We start from the raw sequence: 22427 nt of genomic DNA, 5'->3' as shown, positions 1-22427 counted from the left end.
GAACCGTCGCTCCTCGTTGGTCTATTTGAGTGTGGCGAGATACGCGGACAAGTTCGCCGCTTCTTCGCGTTTCAACGCAATGCCCGGCATCAGCGAGTCAGGCTTGATGCGTTGCGCACCCGTGATCCATGCAAGCTGGTTTTCCGCCGTGTTCGTAAGCGTGCCCGCCGCGATCAGCCGGCGCGAGTCCAGATGCGTGAGGTCGGGCGCCTGAGTGCCTTGCGCGTCCGAGCCGCGCACAGCATGACAGCCGGCGCATTTATCGAGGAAGAGGGTTTTGCCGGCGCTGACATTCGCATTGTTCGATGACGCGGGCACGCGCGCTTGCGCCGCGCTCCATGCGGCGAACTCCGCACGGTTTTCGGCGACTACCTCGAACGCCATATGCGCATGCTGTGCGCCGCAAAACTGCGAACATTGCCCGCGATAGACCCCAGGCACATCGGCCTGAAGCCATTGCTCATTGGTCTGGCCGGGGATCGCCTGCGTCTTGCCAGCAAGTCTCGGCACCCAGAACGTATGAATCACGTCCGCGCTTTTCAGCTTGATGCGTACGGGTTCGCCAGCGGGAATATGAATTTCGTTCGCGGTGACGAAACGCAGGGAAGCGTCGGCGGCATCGTCGTAGGCGACCTTCCACCACCAGTCGTACGCCGTCACTGTAATCGTCAATGCGGGCGTTTCAGCGGGCGTCGCGACACGGTTGAGCGTGACGAGCGCATAGACCAGCATGGCGACAAGCACGGGCACTGACAGACCCACGCCGATCACGATCCATCGCATGCCATCGTTGCCCGGAACCAGTTGATCGAGCGGCCCGTTTGCCCGCCGACGCAGGATTGCGACGATCAGCAAGACGCCGACGATCACGCATACCAGAACGCAGATAGCCGTAAAAATCCAGTCCAGCGTAAGCGTAGGAGCAGCCGCGGGACCTGCCGCGTGAAGGAAATAGTTCAGCGGTGCGCTGTCGCTGCCGTGAATGTGCTGTACGGGCGCGGTCAGCGGCATGTCGAACTGCGACGGCTGCGGTCTGGCATTGAATGCTCCGGCGTCCTTGAACTCACATGGACCAAGCCTTCAGCAATTCACATTCCCTACTAAATACTTTCGGTCAGCAGCGTGCGGCAGTGACGCGCAATCTGCTTTTCCTCTTGCGTCTCGATCACGTCGAACCGGACGTGGAGGAATTCGAGGCCTTGGCAGATGCGTTCGCGCACCGAACTGGCATGTTCGCCAATTCCGCCCGTGAACACCACACGGTCTAGTCCGCCCATCAACGCCGCATAAGCGCCAATGGTCTTGCGCACGGCGGTGCAAAAAATATCGATGGCAAGTTCAGCGTCCGCGTCACTGCGTTGCAGCAGGGCCTGCATGTCGTCGTTCGAATCGGAGAGACCTTTCAGGCCGCTCTCCTTGTTGATCAGATGCTCGAGCGTGTCGGCGTCCAGTCCGCCTGTTCGCATCAGATACACGAACACGCCGGGGTCGAGTTCGCCGGTGCGCGTCGCCATGGGGATGCCGCCGGTTGGCGTCAGGCCCATGGTGGTATCGATTGACCGGCCATTGTGGATGGCGCACAGGCTCGCGCCGCTTCCCAGATGCGCGACCACGAGCCGCTCAGGCAGATCATGGCCGAGACTCGACACAATCGACTCATACGAGAGGCCGTGAAAGCCGTAGCGCACTACGCCTTCGGCGGCGTAGTGCCTGGGAAGCGCCAGGTGCGTGGCGCGCGCGGGCATGGTCTGGTGGAACGCGGTATCGAGGCAGGCGTAATGCGGCACATCGTTGAAAATCTCCTGCGCCTGTTCGAGCAGCGCGAGCGATTGCGGCAGATGCAGCGGCGCGAATTGCACGGCGTCGCGAAGCGTTTGCGTGACCTTGTCCGTGATCAGCGCGTGCGCTCGCAGGTGCGGACCGCCATGCACAATGCGATGCCCAACTCCGGCAAGCGGTTGACCGAGATGCTCATGCAAGGCGTCGGCCACGTGCTGCAGCGCGTCGTGCTGCGACTCCATTACATGGCTCTGCTGAACATCTATGGATCCGTCCGAGGAACGCATGGTCAACGACCCATCCTCGCGCCCGATCCCTTTCGCGCTGCCCGTCAACCATGCTTTCTCGTCGCCGCTGTCCGGCGCATACACGCCAAACTTCAGCGACGACGATCCGCTGTTCAACACCAGGATGTCCTGTGCCATGGCGTCAGCCCTTCCACGCCCAGTTGCGGATTTCATCGCGATCGATGCCTTCCGCGTGCGCGTAGCCAATGCTCTCGTTGATCTGATCCTTGAGCCAGTTCTTCGTATGCGCGCCCGTATCGCGCAAGCGCGGCACACGATCGATCACATCGACACACAATGAAAAGCGGTCCACCTGATTGATGACCGCAAGTTCGAACGGCGTGTTGATGTTGCCGCGCTCACGGTATCCATGCACGTGCATGTTCTCGTGATTCGTGCGGTTGTACGTGAGCTTGTGAACCAGCGACGGATACGAATGGAAGTTGAAGATGACCGGTTTTTCGCGCGAGAAAATGGAATCGAAATCGCGATCCGACAAACCGTGCGGATGATCGGTGTCGGGCATCAGGCGGAACAGGTCGACCACATTGACAAAACGGATCTTGAGGTCCGGGAAGCGCTCCTTGAGGATTTCCACGGCGGCCAGCGACTCCATGGTTGCAATATCGCCGGCGCACGCCATGACCACGTCGGGCTCGCTGTTCTGGTCTGTCGACGCCCAGTCCCAGATGCCAATGCCCTTGGCGCAATGCGCGAGCGCCGCCTCCATGTCGAGATACTGCAGGTGCGGCTGCTTGTCCGCGACGATCACGTTCACGTAGTCGCGGGAACGCAGGCAATGGTCCATCACGCTCAGGAGGCAGTTCGCATCGGGCGGCAAATAGATGCGCACCACTTCGGGACTCTTGTTCGTGACGACATCGAGGAAACCCGGGTCCTGATGCGTAAAACCATTGTGATCCTGACGCCATACCAGCGACGTGATCAGCAGGTTCACCGAAGGCACGGGCGCGCGCCAGTCGAGTTCGTTCTTCGCTTTTTCCAGCCATTTCGCGTGCTGGTTGAACATGGAATCGATCACATGCACGAACGCTTCGTAGGTTGCAAAGAGACCGTGCCGGCCGGTGAGCACGTAGCCTTCGAACCAGCCTTCGAGCGTGTGTTCGCTCAGCATTTCCATCACGCGGCCATCGGTCGACAAAGCGCCGCCGTCGCTGTCCTCCGGCTTGAACTCCGCAATCCAGCGCTTGCCCGATGCCTCATACACGCCGTCGAGCTTATTGCTTGCGGTTTCATCGGGGCCGAACAGCTTGAACGTGTGCATGTTGCGCTTGATGACGTCGCGCAGCCACGTGGCGAGCACGGCCGTTGTCGACTGATACGTGTCGCCGGGGTCCTTGACCTTGTAGGCGTAGTCGCGGATATCCGGCAGGTCCAGCGAACGGCGCAGCCTGCCGCCATTGGCATGCGGATTCGCGCTGATGCGGCGATCGCCCTTCGGCGCCATCTCGCGCAACTCTTCAATGAGCGTGCCGTTTTCATCGAACAGTTCTTCCGGCTTGTAGCTGCGCATCCACGCTTCCACCACCTTCAGGCTTTTCGCGCTGGTCGCGGGATCGAGCACGGGCACCTGATGCGCGCGCCAGAAATCCTCGACCTTGTGACCGTCCACTTCCTTCGGACCGGTCCAGCCCTTCGGCGAGCGCAGCACGATCATGGGCCAGCGCGGACGCGTGGTGTCGCCGGTGGAACGCGCATGCGCCTGAATGGCGCGGATCTCGCCGATGCAGGTTTCCAGCGTCTTCGCCATGAGTTCATGCATGGTCGCCGGGTCCGAGCCCGATACGAAGTGGGGTTTGTAACCGTAACCCGTCATCAGCGCTTCGAGCTCCTCCTGCGGAATGCGCGCGAGGATGGTCGGGTTCGCGATCTTGTAGCCGTTCAAGTGCAGGATGGGAAGAACCGCGCCGTCTTCTATGGGATTGAGGAATTTATTCGAATGCCAAGACGTTGCAAGCGGTCCCGTTTCCGCTTCGCCGTCGCCGACCATCACGGCCACGATCAGGTCGGGGTTATCGAAAGCCGCGCCAAAGCCATGCGAAAGGCTGTAGCCCAGTTCGCCGCCTTCGTGAATCGATCCTGGGGTTTCGGGCGTGCAATGCGACCCGATTCCTCCCGGCGACGAAAACAGCCTGAACAGGCGCAGCATGCCGGTTTCGTCCGCGCTGCGATCCGGATAAACCTCGGAGTAGTAGCCTTCGAGATACGAGTTCGACAATGTCGCAGGCGCGCCATGACCCGGGCCCGAAACGAACATTACATTCAGGTCTTCCTTGATGATCAGCCGGTTGAGATGGACCCAGGTAAAGGACTGGCCCGGATCCGAACCCCAGTGTCCGAGAAGACGCCGCTTGATGTGCTCGGTTTTCAGCGGTTCGCGCAAAAGCGGATTGGCGCGCAAATAAATCATGCCCACCGATAAATAATTGCAGGCGCGCCAATATGCATCGATCTTGCGTAATTCGTCGGGGGAAAGGCGCGGGGTACTGGAGGTTGCCTGTGTGTCCATGTCGTGTCCGTTGATATCCGTTGAAAGATGGTGCGGTGTCACTCTGGCTCGGCCGGTGATGCGTGCCGGTTCGCACATGCGGGTCGCCGGTCAGGTCTTGCATATTGTGCCGTGTGTAGCGGGATTGCGTTGTCATTGCACCATGACATGGGTCAAAGACAATGCTATGACTTGCGGGAGCGGCCCGGCGGCGCGGCGTGGAAAAGGGGATTGAAACCGGGGGACGGCGCTGACTTGCGGGTGGTTTTCGCGGCTCTCTTGCGCCCGGCGCCGCTCTTGCTGCTCATTCCGGCAAGCTGGTTCATGAGGTCATCGTCAGGTTCGTCGTCGGCGGATTCTTCCGGTTTTTCCTGCTCGTCCGGAGCCGTTACGCTACTGCTTCCAACGTGCCCGATGACCGCAAAGAACTCCTTCAATGGATTGCGGATGGCGCGCCCTGGCATCATCGTAATGGCGACGACTTCATGCAGCGACTTGCCATCCACGCTATTGCGCGTGGGCCTTGAATGCCAGTCGATCGAGCTGTCCGCAAAGCCCGCGATCACGCGCTCCAGGACGGCGGGAGAGAGTACGCCTGCGTTGTAAAGACCGATCAAGGTGGCTTCGGCCACGGCAAACAGTTCATCCGTCGATGCAGCGCGCCGGGCCATCAGATTTTCACCGCGCTTGGCGCCGCCGCGTCGCGCGTGTTTTGCGGGTCACGCACCGCCGATTCCTTCCACGACCTTACCCGTGCCCGCGCACGTTTCGCACTTTCCGCCGTCCTTCTTGCCGGAACCGTTGCAAGCCGGGCAGATGTTCTCGCCAGTGCCCGGCGTGCCGGGAGCAGCTTCATCGCCGGGGTTGAGTTCGGTGTTTTCAGGCATGACATCTCCTTGAATGACTCATACATCGGTGGCCATCGGCTCGTGAAAGCAGCCAAGCCATTTAGCAACTTACGTTCCGTCAAGCCGCGAAGCCTCACGGTTTTCGCCCGAACGCTTCGCGCAGGCGTTTTTTTGCGTTATCGAGTACGGTGCGTCGTGATTTCGGCAAGTTGCGCCCCGCGCGATTGATATAGAAATTCAGCATCGACATGGCCGACTGGAACGGCGTGCCCTTGCGCCGGTTGCTGCGCGTGGACGACTTCTTCAGCGAGTCGGCTATTTCCTGCGCGTTGCCTTCCTTGAAGATGTCCTTCTTGATGTCCATTGCGTCGCTTGTTTCCATCACATGATGCGACCAGCGTTTCGAACCCGTTGCCGCCGGTTTGGCGCGGGCATGTTTTTGCCGGGACGTGTTGCGTTTGCCGCTGGTTTTCGCTGCTGCTGCCATGGTGTTTCCTCCACTATTTGCTGTGCTTGTCGATCAGACGATGAGCCTGTCTCAACGCCTCCACGATCGCGCGAAATGCGCTGTCGCGTGTCTCGGCATCCGGTGCACGAAGTGCATACGACGGATGAAACGTCGCGATGACCAGACGTCCGTCATACTCTATCGCCTCGCCCATCGACGCCTGGAGTTTCACGGTCGACTTCTGCAGCACGGACTTCAAGGCGGTCGCGCCCAGCGCCACGATGACCCTGGGATCATGTTCCGCAAGCTCGCGTTCAATCCAGTAATGACATGCATCCACCTCGCGTTGCGCCGGGGTCTTATGCATCCGGCGCTTGCCTCGCGGCTCCCATTTGAAATGTTTCACCGCGTTGGTCACATAGACCTGCGAGCGCTTTACGCCGGCTTCCCGAAGCGCGTTGTCGAGAAGCGCGCCGGCCGGTCCTACAAACGGCTTGCCTTGCAGATCCTCCTGATCGCCGGGTTGCTCGCCGACCATCATCAGGGGTGCGCGATGCGGGCCTATTCCCGGCACTCCCTGGGTCGCGGCTTCCCAGAGCATGCATCGGCGGCATTGGTCGAGTTGCTCGGGCTGCTGATCCGGGAACATGCCGATGGGCTTGGTCGTCATGGTGCTGTCAGCCTTCGCCAGCGGCGCGGCGCGCTTCTTCGAGCGTCAGCGTGGAACGCATGGCTTCGGCGAGCCTCGCGGTAGATGCTTCGCGCTCGCACGCGACAACCGCAGCCAGGTTGCCATCCTTCATCATATAAGCGATGAAAACCTGTGATCCAAGGTCGCCGTCGATCACGACATCGTCGTGCTCGCTTGCGTGGCCGAGGTATTCGAAGCGCTTGCCGAAGTGATAGGTCCAGAAGTACGGCACGCCGGTGTAGTGCTCGTCGCCGCCCGCCATGTTCAGCGCGGCCACGCGTGCGTGTTGCTGGGCGACGCGCCAGTGTTCGATACGCAGGTGCTGGTCCGCGCGTGGCAAAGGGAATTGCGCGACGTCTCCGGCGGCGTAAAGTCCGTGCGCGGCGCGCATGGCGGTATCGACGGGAATGCCGCCGTCATCCGCCAGCGTGACGCCTTGCAGGAAGTCCGTCGCCGGCTTTATGCCGGTTCCAACGATTACAACATCCGCCGCAATCTTTTCTCCGCTGTCGAGTTCGACCTCGTTGACAGTATCGTCGCCGATAAATGCTTTGACCTTCGATTCCATGCGGAACACAACGCCATTTTTTTCATGGAGCGTCTGGAACATCCGGCCGAGTTCGTCGCCGAATTGCGAAGCGAGCGCAATCTTTCCCGGCGCAATTACAGTCACGCTCAGGCCTCGTTTCCTGAGCGAAGACGCCACCTCCAGTCCGATAAAACTCGCACCGGCAATGACCGCGTTTTTCGCGCCATCGAAAGAGGCGACGAGCATTGCGGCGTCGTCGCGCGAGCGCAGCAGATGCACGCGGCGCAAGTTCGCGCCGGGCACGTCCATGGGCTTGGGAATGCCGCCCGTGCAGATCAGCGCGGCGTCATAGTGCAGCGAGAGTTCGCTGGGCAGGTCGATGCGTTTATCGGCTGCATCGAGTTTGACCGCCTGGGCTTCGACGCGCTCTATGCGTTGCTTCGTGGCGAAACCTTCCGGGAGCAGCGGCGGCACTTCGTTGGGCGGCATGTCGCCTGCAGTCACGAATTTGCTCAGCGCGGTTCGATCGTAGGGTTCGCCGTGCTCGGGTCCAATCAGCACAATGCGGCCATCGAAGCCCGACTCCCGCAGTGCGGTACAGGCCGCAGCGCCGGCCGCGCCTGCGCCGATGATCGCCATCGTGCGCGTATCGGCGGCTGAGACGCGCGTGGGCGGTTCCTCTGCTTCCGGCGAGACGAGCACGTCGCCGTTTTCAATCGCGACCGGATATCGTTTCAAGCCGATCAGCGCCGGTGGTTCGATCAACCCGCCATCCGCGACGGCAAAAGTGCCCTTGTGCCACGGGCACACAATGCGGCCATTGCACACGGCGCCTTTTTCGAGCGGCGCGCCCGCATGCGGACAATCCGCGGAAAAAGCATGGACGTCGCCGCCTTGCCTGACCAGGAGGATTGGGGTTTCGGACAGCGTGACTCTTATGCCGCGGTCCTCGGGAATATCGTCCAGCTTCGCTGCATGCTGCATGGAACCGGCCATATTGCACTCCCGTCTGTGGTTCACGACGGATTCAGCAAAAAGCGGGCCGTCGAAAACGAGCGCGCCAGGCAGGCGCTCAGGCGGCCATGCGTTCGAACGAGGCCGACCCGCCACGCACGGATTCGAGAATGATCGATGCAAGGCGCTCCACGGGCGGCGTGCAACTCGCCGATGCCCGCATCAGCGAAAGCGGCAACGACGGCAGTTCCGGCAGCCCGGCAGCGTGTGCGTCGAGCGCGCACACCGCTCGCGGCAGGCCATATTGCGTGCGCACGGTCAGCCCGAGACCCGCCGCTGCGGCGGCCCATAAACCGGACAGGCTCGGGCTTGTGAACGCGACGCGCCAGCGTATGTTCGCGCGATCGAGTTCGGCGGTGGCCGCGCTGAAAAAGAGGCACGCGCGATCGAACGCGACCAGCGGCAGCGGCTCGCCGGCCTCCGGATTCCAGGGCAGGGTGGACGAACCGATCCAGCACATCCGGGGCTCGGCGATCAGTTCGTGCTGCACGCCCACGCGAATTTCGCGCGCCGCCAATGCCGCGTCGCCCCAGATCAGCGCGAGGTCGAGTTCGTTCGAATCGATGCGTTCCAGCAGTTCCGTATTGCGCGCCACGCGCGCCTCGATGCGCACTTTCGGGTGTGCGCGCGAAAACCGGCCGAGCACGTCCGGGAGCATGACCTCGCCGAAATCCTCCTGCAGGCCGAGCCTGATCCAGCCCTCCAGATCCGGGCCGCGCACGGCGACGGCGGCTTCGTCGTTGAGATCGAGCAGACGGCGCGCGAAGCGCAGCATGGTTTCGCCGGCATCGGTCAGCGCGAGGTTGCGGCCCGCCTTCTTGAACAACGGCGCGCCCGCCTGTTCTTCGAGCTTCTTGATCTGCGCGCTGACCGCCGAAGTCGAGCGTCCGACCCGGTCCGCCGCCTTCGCAAAACTTCCGAGTTCCATGCCGACAACAAACGTACGCAGCGACGCGATATCGAAATTGGTCTGTGACATGGCGGATCGTCCTGTTTTATGGAAGTATCGATGCGATATTACTTGATATTCAGGATCATCGCGGTGCGGCACACTGAGTCCATCAATCGCAAAAACGGAAGCTCGACCCATGGAAACCCGATGTGCAGTTCCCCTGACCGCTGGGACTCGGCGCGGCCTGAACGCGTCGCACAGGTGGAAAGTGCTCGGCGTCGGCGTGGCGGCGAACGTCAGTTTTTCGGCGGCGATCGCGGGCATTCCGACCACGGCCGTGTGGCTGCGGGCTGACTATCACCTGGGCAATGCGGCGCTCGGGCTGGCACTTGGCGCAATGGGACTCGGCGTGGCGTTATCGGAATTGCCGTGGGGCGTCGCGACCGACCGCTGGGGCGACCGGCCGATCCTGCTGAGCGGACTGGCCACGACGGCCGCCGCACTGTTCGCCATGATGCTGTTCGTGGCGCCATCGGCGGCGTCGGTGCCTGCATTGTCGTGGCTGGTTTTATCGATGTGCGGCGTCGGGCTGCTCGGCGGAAGCGTCAACGGATCGAGCGGACGCGCGATCATGCGCTGGTTCCAGGAAGGCGAGCGCGGCCTCGCGATGAGCATCCGCCAGACCGCCGTCCCGCTGGGCGGTGGAATTGGCGCGCTGATCCTGCCGTGGCTCGCTTCCACTGGCGGTTTCAGGCTCGTGTATGGCGCGCTGGCAGTCATGTGCTCGGCGTCGGGGTGGCTCGCGTGGCGCTGGCTTCACGAGCCGCCCGAAACCACCGACACGGCCGACACGCCCGCGAACCTCGTTCCCGGCGTGCGCGTGCCGGTTGCCGCCGGCGTCAGTCCGCTGCGCGACGCGATGATCTGGCGCATGGTGCTTGGCATCGGTATCCTGTGCATTCCGCAGTTTTCCGTGCTGACCTTCGCCACGGTTTTCCTGCACGATTTCGCACACGCCGGCCTGCGCGGCATTACCGCCACGATGGTCGCCCTCCAGCTCGGCGCCATGATCATGCGTGTCTGGAGCGGCCGTTTCACGGACAAACACGGCAACCGGCGCGCCTATACGAAGGTGTCGACACTAATCGCGGTGGCGTCGTTCGTGGTGCTGGCGGCGGGGACTCAATATGGACTGCCGGCCGCGTGGCTGATCGGGTTGATCGTGTTCGCCGGTATTTGCGTGTCGGCCTGGCACGGCGTGGCCTATACCGAACTCGCCACACTGAGCGGCAAGGAGCGCGCGGGAACCGCGCTCGGCATGACGAACACGGCTGTGTACGTTGGATTGTTCGTCACGCCTTTGTCGATTCCGCATGTGCTTTCGGCGGGATCGTGGGGATTGGTCTGGCTGGTCGCGGCCGCGTGCGCACTGGTCGCGTATCCGTTGTTCCCGAAACCGGCCAGGGCATGAGCGCTAAAACCGCCAGCCCACGCCCGCTTCGATCAGGTCGGTGTCCCGGTCATAACGCGTGACGACCCGATTCCAGGTGAGCCGGGTCAGCCAGTTTTTCCCGAACCGGTAACTCGCCGACATCGATACCAGCCCGGAAACCCGCCCGTCGCCGGTACGGTTATCGGGCAGATCGTCGTTCTGCGTGATCGCGATATACGGACCCGCTCCCACGCCGAGCGTGAACCGGTCGTTGAAAAACGCGCGGGTAGCCCACAGTTGCAGCGCAATGCCGTCGCGCCGGGACTGAATGTGGCCGCCTTCATGAATGTACGACGCGCTCATGTCGATGTAACGTGTCAGGCCGCGCCGATACTCCACGCTTTCCGCCACGGACGACTCCGAGTCATAGCTGTTCAGGATCGTCTTGCCGAGCATGACCGTCAGTTCGTTGCCGGTAACGTCCGACGTTCGCGGCGTTGGCCTTTGACGCGGGCCGGGTTCGCCGTTTGCATCGAGTTGATAACCCACGCCGAACAGAAGCGCGGTCGTGTCCGGACCGCCGAACGCCTGCACGTGATTCACCTGCATTTGCGCGATCCAGCGGCGGTCGAAGTAATACGCCGCGCGCGCGCTCCACACCGCGCCCCAGCCATGCGTATTCGAATAGGTGTTACCGGCGCGCGCGGCGGTGGTGTCGAAGTATCGATACGGTCCCGCTCCCGCCGATAGCTCGAACCGGTCGCGCCAGAGTGGCAGGCGGGCCCAGAGTTGCACCGTTTGCCCATCGCGATGATGGTCGGGAATGTGTCCCTCGTTGATCCACGAGAAACTCCATGCCGCATAGCGCCCGAGGCCTTCGCGATAGCTCCCTTCCCACGAATAGGAGTTCTCGCCCCGGCTGATCAGTGGTCCGGCCAGAACGTTCAGTTCCTGGGCGGAAGCGGAAGTCGGGAACGTCAGCGCCGCACATAAAGCGCCGGTGAATAACGTGGTGCAAAACGCGGCACCTGGTTTGTTTCGATTAGCGGGCCTGGATAGGGACACTGTTTCAGTTTTTTGAGTTGTATTTCACGAGGAAATATTTTGCCATCGGACAAAAAAGCGCTTGGGGAAACACGGCAAACCTCGCGTGTTCGCCGCAGTTAACGCAAGGCTAACGCAAAGAGGGCTGCGTGTGTCGATCGGTCTCGCCTCGGGAACTCGGCTTTCCAGGCAGGCGGAATAGAAAACACCGTTGTTCGCCGCGAGCAGACAAAACGTAAAGCCATTACCATTTCAGCAATGAACCCTGCCCAGACCAGCGCGCTTGTCGCGCTCCCAGATCCGCTTCATGAATTCATCGAACGATATCCGCGGCTGTTCGTATTGTCCGGTGCGGGAATTAGTACGGAATCCGGAATACCTTGTTATCGCGACGAAGAAGGGCAGCGCACCGGGCGCGCGCCGATCTTGCTGAAGGATTTTATCGGCTCCGAATTTTCGCGCAAACGCTATTGGGCACGCAGCATGATCGGCTGGCCCATGGTCGCAGGCGCTGCGCCAAATGCGGCGCATCTGGCGGTGGCGCGGCTGGAGCGCCTTGGCGTCTTTCAGCGGCTCGTTACGCAAAACGTCGACGGACTGCATACGAGCGCGGGCAATACGGATGTGATCGAACTGCACGGCAACATCGGCCGCGTTCGCTGCATGGAGTGCGGCGATGAAACCCCGCGCGCCGCGCTCCAGCAGCGGCTCATTGCCGATAATCCGGGCTTTGTTGGACTGGCTGCGTTGCCTGTGGCGGACGGCGATGCGCAACTCGAAGGCTACGATTTCAACGCATTCCATGCGCCACCCTGCCTGCGCTGTGGCGGAATGCTGAAACCGGACGTGGTGTTTTTTGGCGAGGGCGTGCCACGTACGCGCGTGGATGCGGCCGCGGCTGCGCTCGACCAGGCCGATGCAATGCTTGTGATCGGCTCGTCGCTGATGGTGTATTCGGGCTTCCGGTTTTGCGAGTGGGCGGTGCGTGCCGGCAAGCCGATCGCGGCGGTCAATCTGGGGCGCACCCGGGCGGATGCGCTTCTGCAATTCAAGGTCGAAGCGCAATGCGGGCCGGTATTGTCCGGCCTGGCGGATGCGCTCGAACGCAGCCGCTAGCGGGATCTAGCTGCCGAGTTCCTGCTCGCGGCGAATGCGTGCTTCTTCTTCCAGCCGGATGTCCTCGATTTCCTGCATCACGGCTTCGAGATCGACCGGGGTGGTATCGGCTTCGACGTGGCCTGTGAGCTTTGTATCCACGCTCAGCAATCCCGCTTCGTATAGCGCCCACATTTCCTTGCCGTAGCTTGTTTTCAGCAACTCCGGCGCGAACTGGCCGAAGTAAGTCGCGAGGTTATCGACGTCGCGTTGCAGCATGGCGGCCGCTTTGTTGTTGCCGGCGGCGTCCACGGCCTGCGGCAGGTCGATGATCACCGGGCCATCGGATGCAAGCAGGATGTTGTATTCCGACAGGTCGCCGTGGATCATGCCCGCGCACAGCATGCGCACGACTTCACGCAGCAGCGCGTCGTGCAATTCGAGCGCGCGGTCGTGGCTCATATCGACGTCGTTCAGACGCGGCGCAACGTCACCCTGGGCGTCCACCACGAGTTCCATCAACAGCACGCCGTCAGTGCAGATGTACGGCTGCGGCACGCGAACGCCCGCATTGGCGAGCCTGAATAACGCATCGACCTCCGCGTTCTGCCACGCTTCCTCCTGCATCTGGCGGCCGTAGCGCGTGCCTTTTTCCATTGCGCGTGCTTGCCGGCTGTTCTTCACCGAGCGTCCTTCGCGATACGACGCCGCCTGGCGGAAGCTACGCTGCTTCGCGTCCTTGTAGACCTTCGCGCAGCGCGTGGAGTCGCCGCTTCGCACTACGTACACGGTCGCTTCCTTGCCGCTCATCAACTGGCCGATGACTTCGTCAATCAGTCCTTCTTCCAGTAGTGGCAACAGTCTTTTTGGCGTTTTCATGAGACCGCCGCATAGAAAAGGACTTCGCGGGAATCGCGAAGACGGCGGCGGGCGGAGAGGCAGGAAATTGGAATCATGGCGGATTATAAAGGCAACGCGGATAAGCACGGTCAGAACGGACGGCGTCGCGGCCCGCCGGGATTTTCCGCGTTCGTGCTTGGCCCTCGCAACAGCATGGCCGTTTCGACGCCGGTCGGGGCATGGGCAGCGCTGCGTATTAAAAAGGCTCCTTTCAGGATTAATAAGCCGGCATGCCTGGTGGGCTGAAGTTGGAAGCATTGCATGAAAGGAAAAGCTCAAGTTTCAAGAAATCGCTCCGTTAATTCGGGCGAACACTACGCAGGAATTGGCGATGGCCTTTTTCACGCGGAACTTGATCGCCGATTTATATGCGGATCGCGAATTTCTGAAAATAAACAATGGACTCGAGCCGCGGAAACATGGGTGCGGACGCAAGTCACGGTCACGGCGCTCCCAGCTCGGTTTGACCGCTAAAAAATGGTTCAATTTTGACACGCTGAAAATCCTGTTTTGTCTGATTAATTAATGAGCTGGAAACATCGCCATATCGCAATCCCTGTCCACCCACTCAAAGTCGATAAAACATTATTCTGATGATTTAATTTTTACCGATTATTAGTCAGACGTTACAACATGTTACGTCTTTTTTGCTGGTTCAAAACGTTTCGTCTATGTAACATCCATTCGGATCGCATAAGTGTGGTGTGGGTCATTTATCGTGTAAGTGTATTAATCGCGATACCCATTTCTGCCGGTCTATTTCTCCTGATGCAAATTCTTCGCCGAGTTCCTCCAGGGTACTTGGCAGCACTGCTGCGCCCGATGCTGTTTCATCGCTACGACCAGGCGATCATTCAAATGAAAAAAACCGCATTATTCAGCTCTTCAATTTGTTTAGTTTTGCTGACCTTGGCGGCGTGTGGCGGAGGCGGTTCCGGCGACGCCGCCAATGGCAGCGCGGCCACTGCCGCAAGTGGCAACCCCTCGCCGACTGCTTCCGGCACCTCCGCGACAGCCTCGGGTGGTACATCAGGTGGGACCTCAGACAGCGCGTCGGGAACGGCGGGTACTGCGGGCGCAACGGCTGGCTCAACGACGGGTGCAACGACGGGTGCAACGCCGGCAGCGGCTTCTTCGTCCACCGTGACGAATGCGCCGTTGCGCATGACGTGTGCGTCGCCGGTCACAAGCGCGTCATCGTCGGTTGGTGGATTGATTTCGGCCGACACATCCAGCGCCGACGGAACACGTATGTTCGCGTCGGGTTCGACCTTCCAGCTTGCGATCTCCACGAATCCGCCGGCTGCCGATACGCTTGCCTGGAACGTGAGCGACGCACTGGGCAAGACGGTGGCGAGCGGCGGTTTTGCGGCGCCATCGGGTGGCAGTACGACGGTGCTCAGTTGCACGTCGACCGTGGCGGGGTATTTCGCTGTGTCGGCGACATTGGCGAAGGCGGGTGGAAGTGTTCAGGCATCGGGAACGCGCCCGACGGGTTTCGCGACCTTTGGCGTATTGCCTGACGTGACGTCGAGCCTGCCCGCGCCCACCTATGCTCATCAGGAGCAGCACCGGTTCGGCATGCAGGGTTTCAACGGCTGGACGGCGATGCTTCGCGCGCTGGGGATAAGTTCCACGATCGACGACCGGCAGTTGTCCAGCACCGAGCCGAACGGCCCCAACAGTTTTGCCGCCACGGCCACGACCACCGATACCGGTTATGCCGCGGGCGAGATCATGCGGCTGGTGCGTCTGGACGGCATTCCGGGATGGGACAGTCCGACTGCAGCATTCAATGACAGTTCGTATTTGCCGACCGATCAGGCGGGTTACCAGGCATACATGAGTCAGGTTGGTTCGGAAACCGAATCAATGCGCGAGAAGTATTTTCCGGCGATGACCGGCAACTACTATCAGGTCACGTGGGAGCCGGACCAGACGTGGTTGGGATCGAATGCGGATTTCGTGGCGCTGTACAGGCTCGCTTACACGGGACTTCACGCGACGGATCCCAATGCTGTTGTGATGGGGCCGACGGGGGCTTTTCCGTCGCTGACCACGCAGCGTCTGAAGACCATGGCGCCGCTTGGTCTTGCGCGGTATCTGGATGGCATAGCCACGCATGGATACTACGACGCGGGCACATCGCCGTCGCATCCGCCGGAGCGTTTTGCGACCGACCCTGATCCGGCCAACGCTGCGAATGCGCTCATGAACGAGATGCGCAATTTGCGGCAGGAAATGCAGGCGGATTACCGTCCGGGCATGAAGTTGTATGTCACTGAAACCGGCATCAGCTACGACCTTGGAACGTCGTACGGCACTGACTATCCAAGCGCGAATGTATTGTTTGCGCAGGGTGCAATCGTGGCGCGGACTCATATTATTTTGCTGGGTGAGGGTGCGGACCAGACCTACGTGTTTTACGGCGCGGATTATCCGGGCGAGACGGGATATGGCACGTTCTTCGATTTGTCCAATGCGCAGGGCTCATTTGGTGCGAGCAACGTGAGCCCGAAGCCAGCGGCGCTGGCGGTCGCGGCGATGACGCGTGTGTTTGACGGCACCACTACGCTTGGACCCGTAACGGGCACGCCGCCGGGCGTCTACGCGTACGCGTTCCAACAGCGGGGGACGGGCGATGTGGTGACGGCGTTATGGACGCACAACAATGCGGTATGGAGCGCAAGTGCGGGTTTCAGCCAGACCTATAGTGTGGGCTACGTGCTCACGGTAGATGCGCCGGGAACGAGCGGCACGGTACAGGCACTTGACTGGATGGGCAATGCATCCAGTGTTGCTTACAGCAACGGAGTGGTGTCGCTGAATTTGACGGAAGCGCCGTTATACGTGGTGTCAAAAAACGCGGCCGTGGCGCAATCAAACTCGGCTCGACCGGCAGGCTACACCGGAACGTGAGGGGAAAAAACGATAGAGCGCGAGAGCTTGCCCGAGAACGCTGGTGGCGAAGCGTGTGGATGTAGGAATACGGAGGGGAAGGGTTTCAGGTGTTGGTGGTTATGGCGGCAACGGTTCTTTTGAAGTCCCAAGCAGATGTAATTGCACGCTTGGTCTCCTTAAGAATTGGCGGTTGGAAGGCGTTTTCTTTGCTTCGTTTCTTTTTCGCCGTTGGAAAAAGAAATGAAGTCCCGCCACGGACAGTGGCTAACAGTGCTCAATAAAACAATAAGCAAGAAATGCGCGAAAACCAAAAAAGCAGCAACCCGGCATAAACGCAGAGCTGCTGCCCAAAAAAACATCGGGCGACGCCACAACCTCTTGGCAACGTCCCCGAAAAAAGGCCCTAGCTGCCCAGCGCAGGATCGGTCATGCTGCTCTTCCCGGTCTCCACATGCCCGGCAAAACGCCGATGAAACGAGCTATCGGTATCGATGGTAATAGCGACGTCATACCATCCAAACGATTCACGCAAGTCGAGATACACCGTCTCGGTCCCACCACCGCGAATGGGCTGCTTGATGGTCGCTCCGGTCTCGTAAGCGCTTTTGATGATGAAATTACACCGCCCGGTTCCAAGATTCTTCAACCGCAACTGAAGATTGCCATTAGCAACATCGTAACCTTCCACGACTTCGGCGATTGCCTGATTGTCGCTCCACCAATGCTGCTCGACGGCCTTCCCGGCAAAACGCCGCAGAAAACCATTAGGCCCGTGAATCACATAATCGTAGGCATTTGAAAGTCCCAACGGCAAATCGTCGCGCAGTCGCTTTCCGGCTTCGACCGTATAGCAACTTGGAGCGACCGCGCTGTTGGCGGTAAAGACCAGAAACGTCGCACCAACGCTACCGGTATTGATGAAATCGAAGGTGACGCCATTCGTGGTGCCTGCGTGCGCATGAACGAACAGCTCATAAGGCAGCGCACGTGCTTGCCGCACGCCGGGTTCCTGTTTCGGCACGGCCTGAACGGCGGGCGGAACCGGAACATAGTCGGGATGACGAACCTTCTGAACAGGAGCGTAAGAACTGGTATCAGGGAGCGACGGAACGGCTGCGTTCGGGTTCTTGAAATTGAACGCCGATGTCAGGTCGCCGCAGATTGCCCGGCGCCACGGCGTGATATTCGATTCGAGTACGTTCGGGCGCGAGCCAAAACGCTTTTCGATGAACTGAATCACCGAGGTGTGATCGAAAACTTCCGAACACACGAAACCGCCTTTCGACCAGGGCGAGACCACGAGCATCGGCACCCGGGTTCCGAGCCCATACGCGCCGCTCTGATATGTCGAACTACCCGGGAAGATTTCGTTGACGATACTGACCGTGGACTTGCCATTAGTGGCAGATGTTGGCGGGGAACGGCGGCACGACGTGATCGAAGAAGCCATCGTTCTCGTCATAGTTGATGAGCAACACCGTCTTGCTCCAAACCTCCGGATTCGACGTAAGGATCTGCAGTACCTGATCGACATACCACGCGCCGTAGTTTGCCGGCCAGTTCGGATGTTCCGAAAACGCTTCAGGCGCCACGATCCACGAGACTTGCGGCAACGCGTTGTTCTGCACGTCGCGCTTGAGGATGTCGAAATAACCGTCGCCCCCTTGCGCGTTCGTGCCGGTGCGTGCCTTCTGATACAGGGCGCTGCCGGGCTGCGCGTTGCGATACTGGTTCAGGTAAAGCAGCGCGTTGTCGCCATAGTTGCCAATGTACGGATCGTTGGTCCAGCCCCACGAGCCATTTGCATCGAGTCCCGTGCCTGCATCCTGATAGATCTTCCAGGAGATGTTCGCTTTCTCCAGCACTTCCGGATAGGAAGACCAGCCGTAGCCAAGCTCTGCGTTGTCGACCACGGGTCCGCCGCCGTTGCCGTCGTTGCCAATCCAGCCGGTCCACATGTAATACCGGTTCGGGTCTGTCGATGAGTTGATCGAGCAATGGTACGCGTCGCAGATCGTGAAAGCATCGGCTAGCTGATAGTGAAACGGAATGTCTTCACGCGTCAGATACGCCATGGTGGTCGTGCCTTTGTACGGCACCCACTGGTCGTAGCGGCCATCGTGATAAGCGCCTTTGCCTGAGGTCCAGTCATGGGGCAAGTCCTGGATGAACTGGTTGCCGAGATCCGGCGCGCTGGGACGGAACGGCAGCACTTCGCCAAGACCCGTGGCCAGTGGTTGATTGAAGACAGGCTTGCCATTGGGCAGCTTGACGGCACGCGTATCGCCGAAACCGCGCACGCCTTGCAGCGTGCCGAAGTAATGATCGAACGAGCGATTTTCCTGCATCAGCACGACAATGTGCTCGACGTCCTGGATGCTGCCGTGGACATTGTTTGCGGGAATGGCGAGTGCGTTGCGTATGCCTGCGGGCACGACGCCCATTGCTGTGGCGGAACCGGCTGCCTGTACGGCAGCCCTGAGGAAGTCACGTCGGCTTTTTAAGGTCATGGTCTTGATCAGTCGTGGAGAGGAGAGTGTTGTGAGCGAGGTTGCGGGTCGTACTTCGATATCACTCCGCCTCGTGAATCACGGGAGGCAGCAGGGGGTCGGACGCAGGCGAAGCGGGTGATTCTTTGGGCGGGGCAATGCTCGAGACAGCCGCGGATGGCTGTGTCTGCTGCAATGCCCAGTTCTGGATATCCGACGAACCCGCTGAAGCGGGCGCGGGTGTCTCGGTTTGCTGTGAAGGAGATACGGCAGCGGCGGACTGCGCAGATGAAGACGGCGAATCGTGATCGCCGCAGGCGGCAAGCATCGTGCAAACAAACAGCGCGCCAAGCATCCGGCCGGTGGTAACGGGTCTGTTAAACACGAGCGTCCTCTGGACCATAGGCAAACGTTGTCATGCGCTGGCGCATGACACGAAATGAACTGGAAGAGAGGATAGAAATTACACGTGTAGGAATTATTAAATAAAGGAAATAACTTCCCCGACGTAATAATTCAGTAATAAATGTGTTGGACAAAAGATGGGTGTTCGGATGCGCCGGTCCAAGCGAAATTCGGGAACAGTGATTGCGTTGATTGGCCGGTGCACATCCTATAAATTCATCGGAGCCCCACCATGTCGACGCCCCTCGCTGTCCGTCCTCTCCTGTTCGATTCCACTTTCGAGCAGATCCCCGCTGATGAAGGCGAGACAACCGAAGAGTTGGTCAAGACATTGCGCGGCATCATCGAAACCACATCTGCCGATTATGGTCATGCAGTGCGCAGCGTTCATGCGAAGAGTCATGGCTTGTTGCAAGGCGAACTGACGGTGCCGGAAGGGCTGCCACCTGAACTCGCACAAGGCGCGTTCGCCAAGGCGGGCACCTTTCCTGTAGTGATGCGCTTCTCGACCAACCCCGGCGATATCCTCGATGACAAAGTCTCGACACCGCGCGGCCTCGCAATAAAAATCATCGGCGTGGAAGGAGAGCGGTTGCCTGGCGCAGAAGGCCAGTCGACTCAGGACTTCGTCATGCAAAACGCGCTCGCTTTCACGGCAGCAACGCCAAAGGCCTTTCTCACCACGCTCAAGGCGCTGGCGAAGACAACCGACAAAGCGCCCGGCGTGAAGCAGGCGTTATCGGCGGTGTTGCGCGGAACAGAAGCTGCAGTCGAAGCTTTGGGTGGTGAGAGCGGCACCTTGAAGAGCCTGGGCGGCCATCCGAAAACGAACCTGCTCGGCGAAACTTACACGACCGTGGTGCCGCTTCTGTACGGCTCTTACTATGGAAAGATCGCGGTTGTTCCGGTATCGCCGGAACTCGTGGCGCTGAAAGATGCACCCGTCGATCTCGACGACAAACCCAATGGCTTGCGTGAAGCGGTCAACACATTCTTTGCCACGACAGGCGGCGAGTGGGAGGTGCGTGTGCAACTTGCAACCGACATCGGGAAGATGCCGGTCGAGGATGCATCGAAGCAATGGTCAGAAGAAGAGAGCCCCTTCGTGCCAGTAGCACGCATTCGCGTGGCGCCGCAACCCGCGTGGACCGACGCCCGGTCCGCCGCAGTCGACGACGGTCTCGCCTTCAGCCCATGGCATGGCCTGAGCGCGCATCGGCCAATAGGCGGCGTGCAGCGCTCGCGCAAGCCCGCTTATGAAATGTCGTCGGATTTTCGCGGTAAATTCAATGGCTGTCCAATGCATGAGCCAAGCTCGCTCGACCGCTTGCCGGAATAATCGATAAGGAAAGACTGCCCGGACGGCGCGTTGGCAGAAACTGTTCCAGTTGCCAAAGAAATCAGTTACGGCAAGCACGCGTCGAATCCGGAAAACGCAATCGCAGGCGATAGTTTCACGGCGTTCTCGGCGTGTCGGGAATGGCAAATCATGATGCATGCCGAATGCCTTGAACGACCGCGACCAAGCATCAAACGTTTGCGCCCGGGCTGCGTTTGTTTGCGCACGAATATATGAAGAATTCGTTAAAGCTTATCCCTTACATGCCGTAAAGGCGTTGTTGGTGGAGCGTTCAGGCGCCACTTACCATAAAACAATGCAATGGCTCGGCCGCACAGGCACGTGTCTGGCACGGCGCGCCTGCCGGGCGAGCAGAGAGGGCATGAGAAGATGATGGCAACGAATATGGCGCAGCAGGTCTCGCTGCTTGCCGACTACGCGCAACGCCTTGGCGCGGCGCGCGACCGGAGTTATGCGCTTGCACGAGAAGTGGAGAGGTCGCGGGGCGTGCTTGACGCCATGGCGGACGATCCCGCAGGTGACGCCGCTTTGCATGCATGCGCGACGCAAGCGCTCGAGCTGTTATGCGAGAACCTCGTGCGTTTGTGCGCGCTGACTGACGAAGCGTCGGCGAACGCCGAAGCCCTGGCGAGCTTGCCTTTGACTTATTTTTCAAACGAGGCTGGCACCGCCGCGGAACTCGACGCTGCAGTCGTATCGCTTGCCGACGCTACATCGACGGCTGAAACCGAACTCGTGGAACTCGCTCAAGTGGTATTGGATGCGTGCGAAGCCGTCGACGAAATGTGCCGTCCGGCGCAAATGGGGTAACTCCGAGGCTGGAACGTTGCCGGCGTGCTGCACATCAGGCTACGCTTTCTACAATGAGCTTCCTCGTGGATTCATCGGGATACCTACCGAATCCGGCGCGCACGTTATCGCGCATATAGTCGGGCCGCCCGGTTCCGGGAATAACGCATGTCACCGCCGGATGCGCGAGCACGTACTTGAGCAGAAGTTGCGCCCATGTCGCACAGCCGATTTCCCGGCTCCAATCGGGCAAGGGTTTTCCCTTCAGCCGCCCAAGCAGGCCGCCGCCGCCAAACGGCTGGTTCACGATCACAGCAATGCCCCGTTCTTTAGCCAGAGGCAGCAAGGTGTCTTCGGCTGCACGGTCATCGGCGGCGTAGTTGATCTGCACGAAATCGATTTTCTCGGAGCGCATGACCGCTTCCACTTCGCTGAATGCGCTCGACTTATAGTGCGTCACGCCGATATAACGGATCAGTCCGCGCGCTTTCCAGTCGCGCAGGGTGGAGAGTTGCGTGCGCCAGTCGAGCAGGTTGTGGATCTGCATCAGGTCGATGCGCGGCTGCTGCCAAAGACGCAGCGACGTCTCCATTTGCGCAATGCCGGCATCGCGCCCTTCGGTCCAGACCTTGGTTGCCACGAACGCGCGCTTGTGTCCGCCGATGCGCGTCAACACCGACCCCGCGACGGCTTCTGAAGATCCATACATGGGCGACGAATCGATGACCGAGCCGCCATTGTCGAAGAGTATTTGCAGCACTTCGGCGAGCCGCGCCTGTGCGGCGGGATCGCTGCCTACGTCGAAGGTGCGCCAGGTGCCGCAGCCGACCACGGGCAGCATTTCTCCGGTCGATGGAATCGCGCGCTTGTTCATGGCAGTTGCCTGTGCGAAGGCAGGCGGAAGAGCGAAGGGAAGCAACGTGCCGCTCGCGGCGAACAGCAGCAGCCGTCGACGCCGCGCGTCGGCGAAAGGGGGGCGCATGAGAGATACCTCGCGTCTTGCCGGTTCAGTTCA

19 protein-coding genes and 1 pseudogene are annotated in these 22427 nt (G+C 60.4%); 5 read left to right on the top strand and 15 right to left on the bottom strand.

Going from position 1 to position 22427, the window contains the following annotated elements; all coding sequences use genetic code 11:
• Positions 1-21: 21 nt before the first annotated feature.
• The 9 genes from coxB to ACRWA7_RS10015 all read right to left on the bottom strand — a co-directional run bounded on the left by coxB (position 22) and on the right by ACRWA7_RS10015 (position 9084).
• Entirely contained in the window at positions 22-1011 is a 990-nt protein-coding gene (gene coxB, locus ACRWA7_RS10055; RefSeq protein WP_438392527.1) for a cytochrome c oxidase subunit II, read from the bottom strand.
• Between the two features lie 89 nt (positions 1012-1100).
• Complete coding sequence (locus tag ACRWA7_RS10050) at positions 1101-2204, bottom strand: acetate/propionate family kinase (protein ID WP_438392526.1); 1104 nt, start codon at positions 2202-2204, stop codon at positions 1101-1103.
• A 4-nt stretch (positions 2205-2208) separates the two neighbouring features.
• Complete coding sequence (locus ACRWA7_RS10045) at positions 2209-4596, bottom strand: phosphoketolase family protein (protein ID WP_060856746.1); 2388 nt, start codon at positions 4594-4596, stop codon at positions 2209-2211.
• 164 nt (positions 4597-4760) lie between these two features.
• Positions 4761-5246: a hypothetical protein gene (locus ACRWA7_RS10040; RefSeq protein WP_438392525.1), complete on the bottom strand. Its 486-nt coding sequence runs from the start codon at positions 5244-5246 to the stop codon at positions 4761-4763.
• A gap of 48 nt (positions 5247-5294) precedes the next feature.
• The gene (locus ACRWA7_RS10035; RefSeq protein WP_167353924.1) at positions 5295-5462 is read right to left on the bottom strand and encodes a hypothetical protein; all 168 of its coding nucleotides are present in this window, start codon (positions 5460-5462) and stop codon (positions 5295-5297) included.
• 94 nt (positions 5463-5556) lie between these two features.
• Positions 5557-5910, bottom strand: a complete 354-nt coding sequence (locus tag ACRWA7_RS10030; RefSeq protein WP_060856628.1) for a DUF3175 domain-containing protein — start codon at positions 5908-5910, stop codon at positions 5557-5559.
• Positions 5911-5923: 13 nt separating this feature from the next.
• Complete coding sequence (locus ACRWA7_RS10025; protein ID WP_438392524.1) at positions 5924-6541, bottom strand: UdgX family uracil-DNA binding protein; 618 nt, start codon at positions 6539-6541, stop codon at positions 5924-5926.
• A 7-nt stretch (positions 6542-6548) separates the two neighbouring features.
• Positions 6549-8087: an FAD-dependent oxidoreductase gene (locus ACRWA7_RS10020; RefSeq protein ID WP_438392523.1), complete on the bottom strand. Its 1539-nt coding sequence runs from the start codon at positions 8085-8087 to the stop codon at positions 6549-6551.
• 76 nt (positions 8088-8163) lie between these two features.
• Positions 8164-9084, bottom strand: coding sequence for a LysR substrate-binding domain-containing protein (locus tag ACRWA7_RS10015; protein WP_438392522.1), 921 nt, complete (start codon positions 9082-9084; stop codon positions 8164-8166).
• 109 nt (positions 9085-9193) lie between these two features.
• On the opposite strand from ACRWA7_RS10015, the gene ACRWA7_RS10010 reads away from it, so the two are divergent.
• A complete protein-coding gene (locus ACRWA7_RS10010) occupies positions 9194-10468 on the top strand; it encodes an MFS transporter (RefSeq protein WP_438392521.1) in 1275 nt (424 codons plus the stop codon).
• A 3-nt stretch (positions 10469-10471) separates the two neighbouring features.
• Here ACRWA7_RS10010 and ACRWA7_RS10005 read toward each other — a convergent pair whose 3' ends face one another.
• Entirely contained in the window at positions 10472-11494 is a 1023-nt protein-coding gene (locus ACRWA7_RS10005; protein WP_060856624.1) for a hypothetical protein, read from the bottom strand.
• Positions 11495-11731: 237 nt separating this feature from the next.
• On the opposite strand from ACRWA7_RS10005, the gene ACRWA7_RS10000 reads away from it, so the two are divergent.
• A complete protein-coding gene (locus ACRWA7_RS10000) occupies positions 11732-12589 on the top strand; it encodes an NAD-dependent protein deacetylase (protein ID WP_438392519.1) in 858 nt (285 codons plus the stop codon).
• 6 nt (positions 12590-12595) lie between these two features.
• Here the strand turns inward: ACRWA7_RS10000 and ACRWA7_RS09995 are convergent, their stop codons facing one another.
• Both ACRWA7_RS09995 and ACRWA7_RS09990 read right to left on the bottom strand, forming a co-directional pair.
• On the bottom strand, positions 12596-13447 hold the full coding sequence (locus ACRWA7_RS09995) for a PA4780 family RIO1-like protein kinase (protein ID WP_438392518.1): 852 nt from the start codon (positions 13445-13447) through the stop codon (positions 12596-12598).
• A gap of 875 nt (positions 13448-14322) precedes the next feature.
• On the bottom strand, positions 14323-14697 hold the full coding sequence (locus tag ACRWA7_RS09990) for a hypothetical protein (protein ID WP_438392517.1): 375 nt from the start codon (positions 14695-14697) through the stop codon (positions 14323-14325).
• Positions 14698-14719: 22 nt separating this feature from the next.
• Between ACRWA7_RS09990 and ACRWA7_RS09985 the strand changes: the two genes are divergently transcribed.
• A complete protein-coding gene (locus ACRWA7_RS09985; protein ID WP_438392516.1) occupies positions 14720-16387 on the top strand; it encodes a hypothetical protein in 1668 nt (555 codons plus the stop codon).
• Positions 16388-16772: 385 nt separating this feature from the next.
• Here ACRWA7_RS09985 and ACRWA7_RS09980 read toward each other — a convergent pair.
• Both ACRWA7_RS09980 and ACRWA7_RS09975 read right to left on the bottom strand, forming a co-directional pair.
• A pseudogene (locus tag ACRWA7_RS09980) lies at positions 16773-18879 on the bottom strand (phosphocholine-specific phospholipase C).
• A gap of 61 nt (positions 18880-18940) precedes the next feature.
• A complete protein-coding gene (locus tag ACRWA7_RS09975) occupies positions 18941-19243 on the bottom strand; it encodes a hypothetical protein (RefSeq protein ID WP_438392515.1) in 303 nt (100 codons plus the stop codon).
• A gap of 252 nt (positions 19244-19495) precedes the next feature.
• On the opposite strand from ACRWA7_RS09975, the gene ACRWA7_RS09970 reads away from it, so the two are divergent.
• Positions 19496-20602: a catalase family protein gene (locus ACRWA7_RS09970; protein ID WP_438392514.1), complete on the top strand. Its 1107-nt coding sequence runs from the start codon at positions 19496-19498 to the stop codon at positions 20600-20602.
• Positions 20603-20995: 393 nt separating this feature from the next.
• A complete protein-coding gene (locus tag ACRWA7_RS09965) occupies positions 20996-21433 on the top strand; it encodes a hypothetical protein (RefSeq protein ID WP_438392513.1) in 438 nt (145 codons plus the stop codon).
• 34 nt (positions 21434-21467) lie between these two features.
• Here ACRWA7_RS09965 and ACRWA7_RS09960 read toward each other — a convergent pair whose 3' ends face one another.
• Entirely contained in the window at positions 21468-22394 is a 927-nt protein-coding gene (locus tag ACRWA7_RS09960; RefSeq protein WP_438392512.1) for an aldo/keto reductase, read from the bottom strand.
• Positions 22395-22427: the final 33 nt, after the last annotated feature.

The organism is Caballeronia sp. DA-9, assembly GCF_051615025.1.
Classification (GTDB): domain Bacteria; phylum Pseudomonadota; class Gammaproteobacteria; order Burkholderiales; family Burkholderiaceae; genus Caballeronia; species Caballeronia sordidicola.
This window is presented reverse-complemented; position numbering and strand designations above follow the sequence as displayed.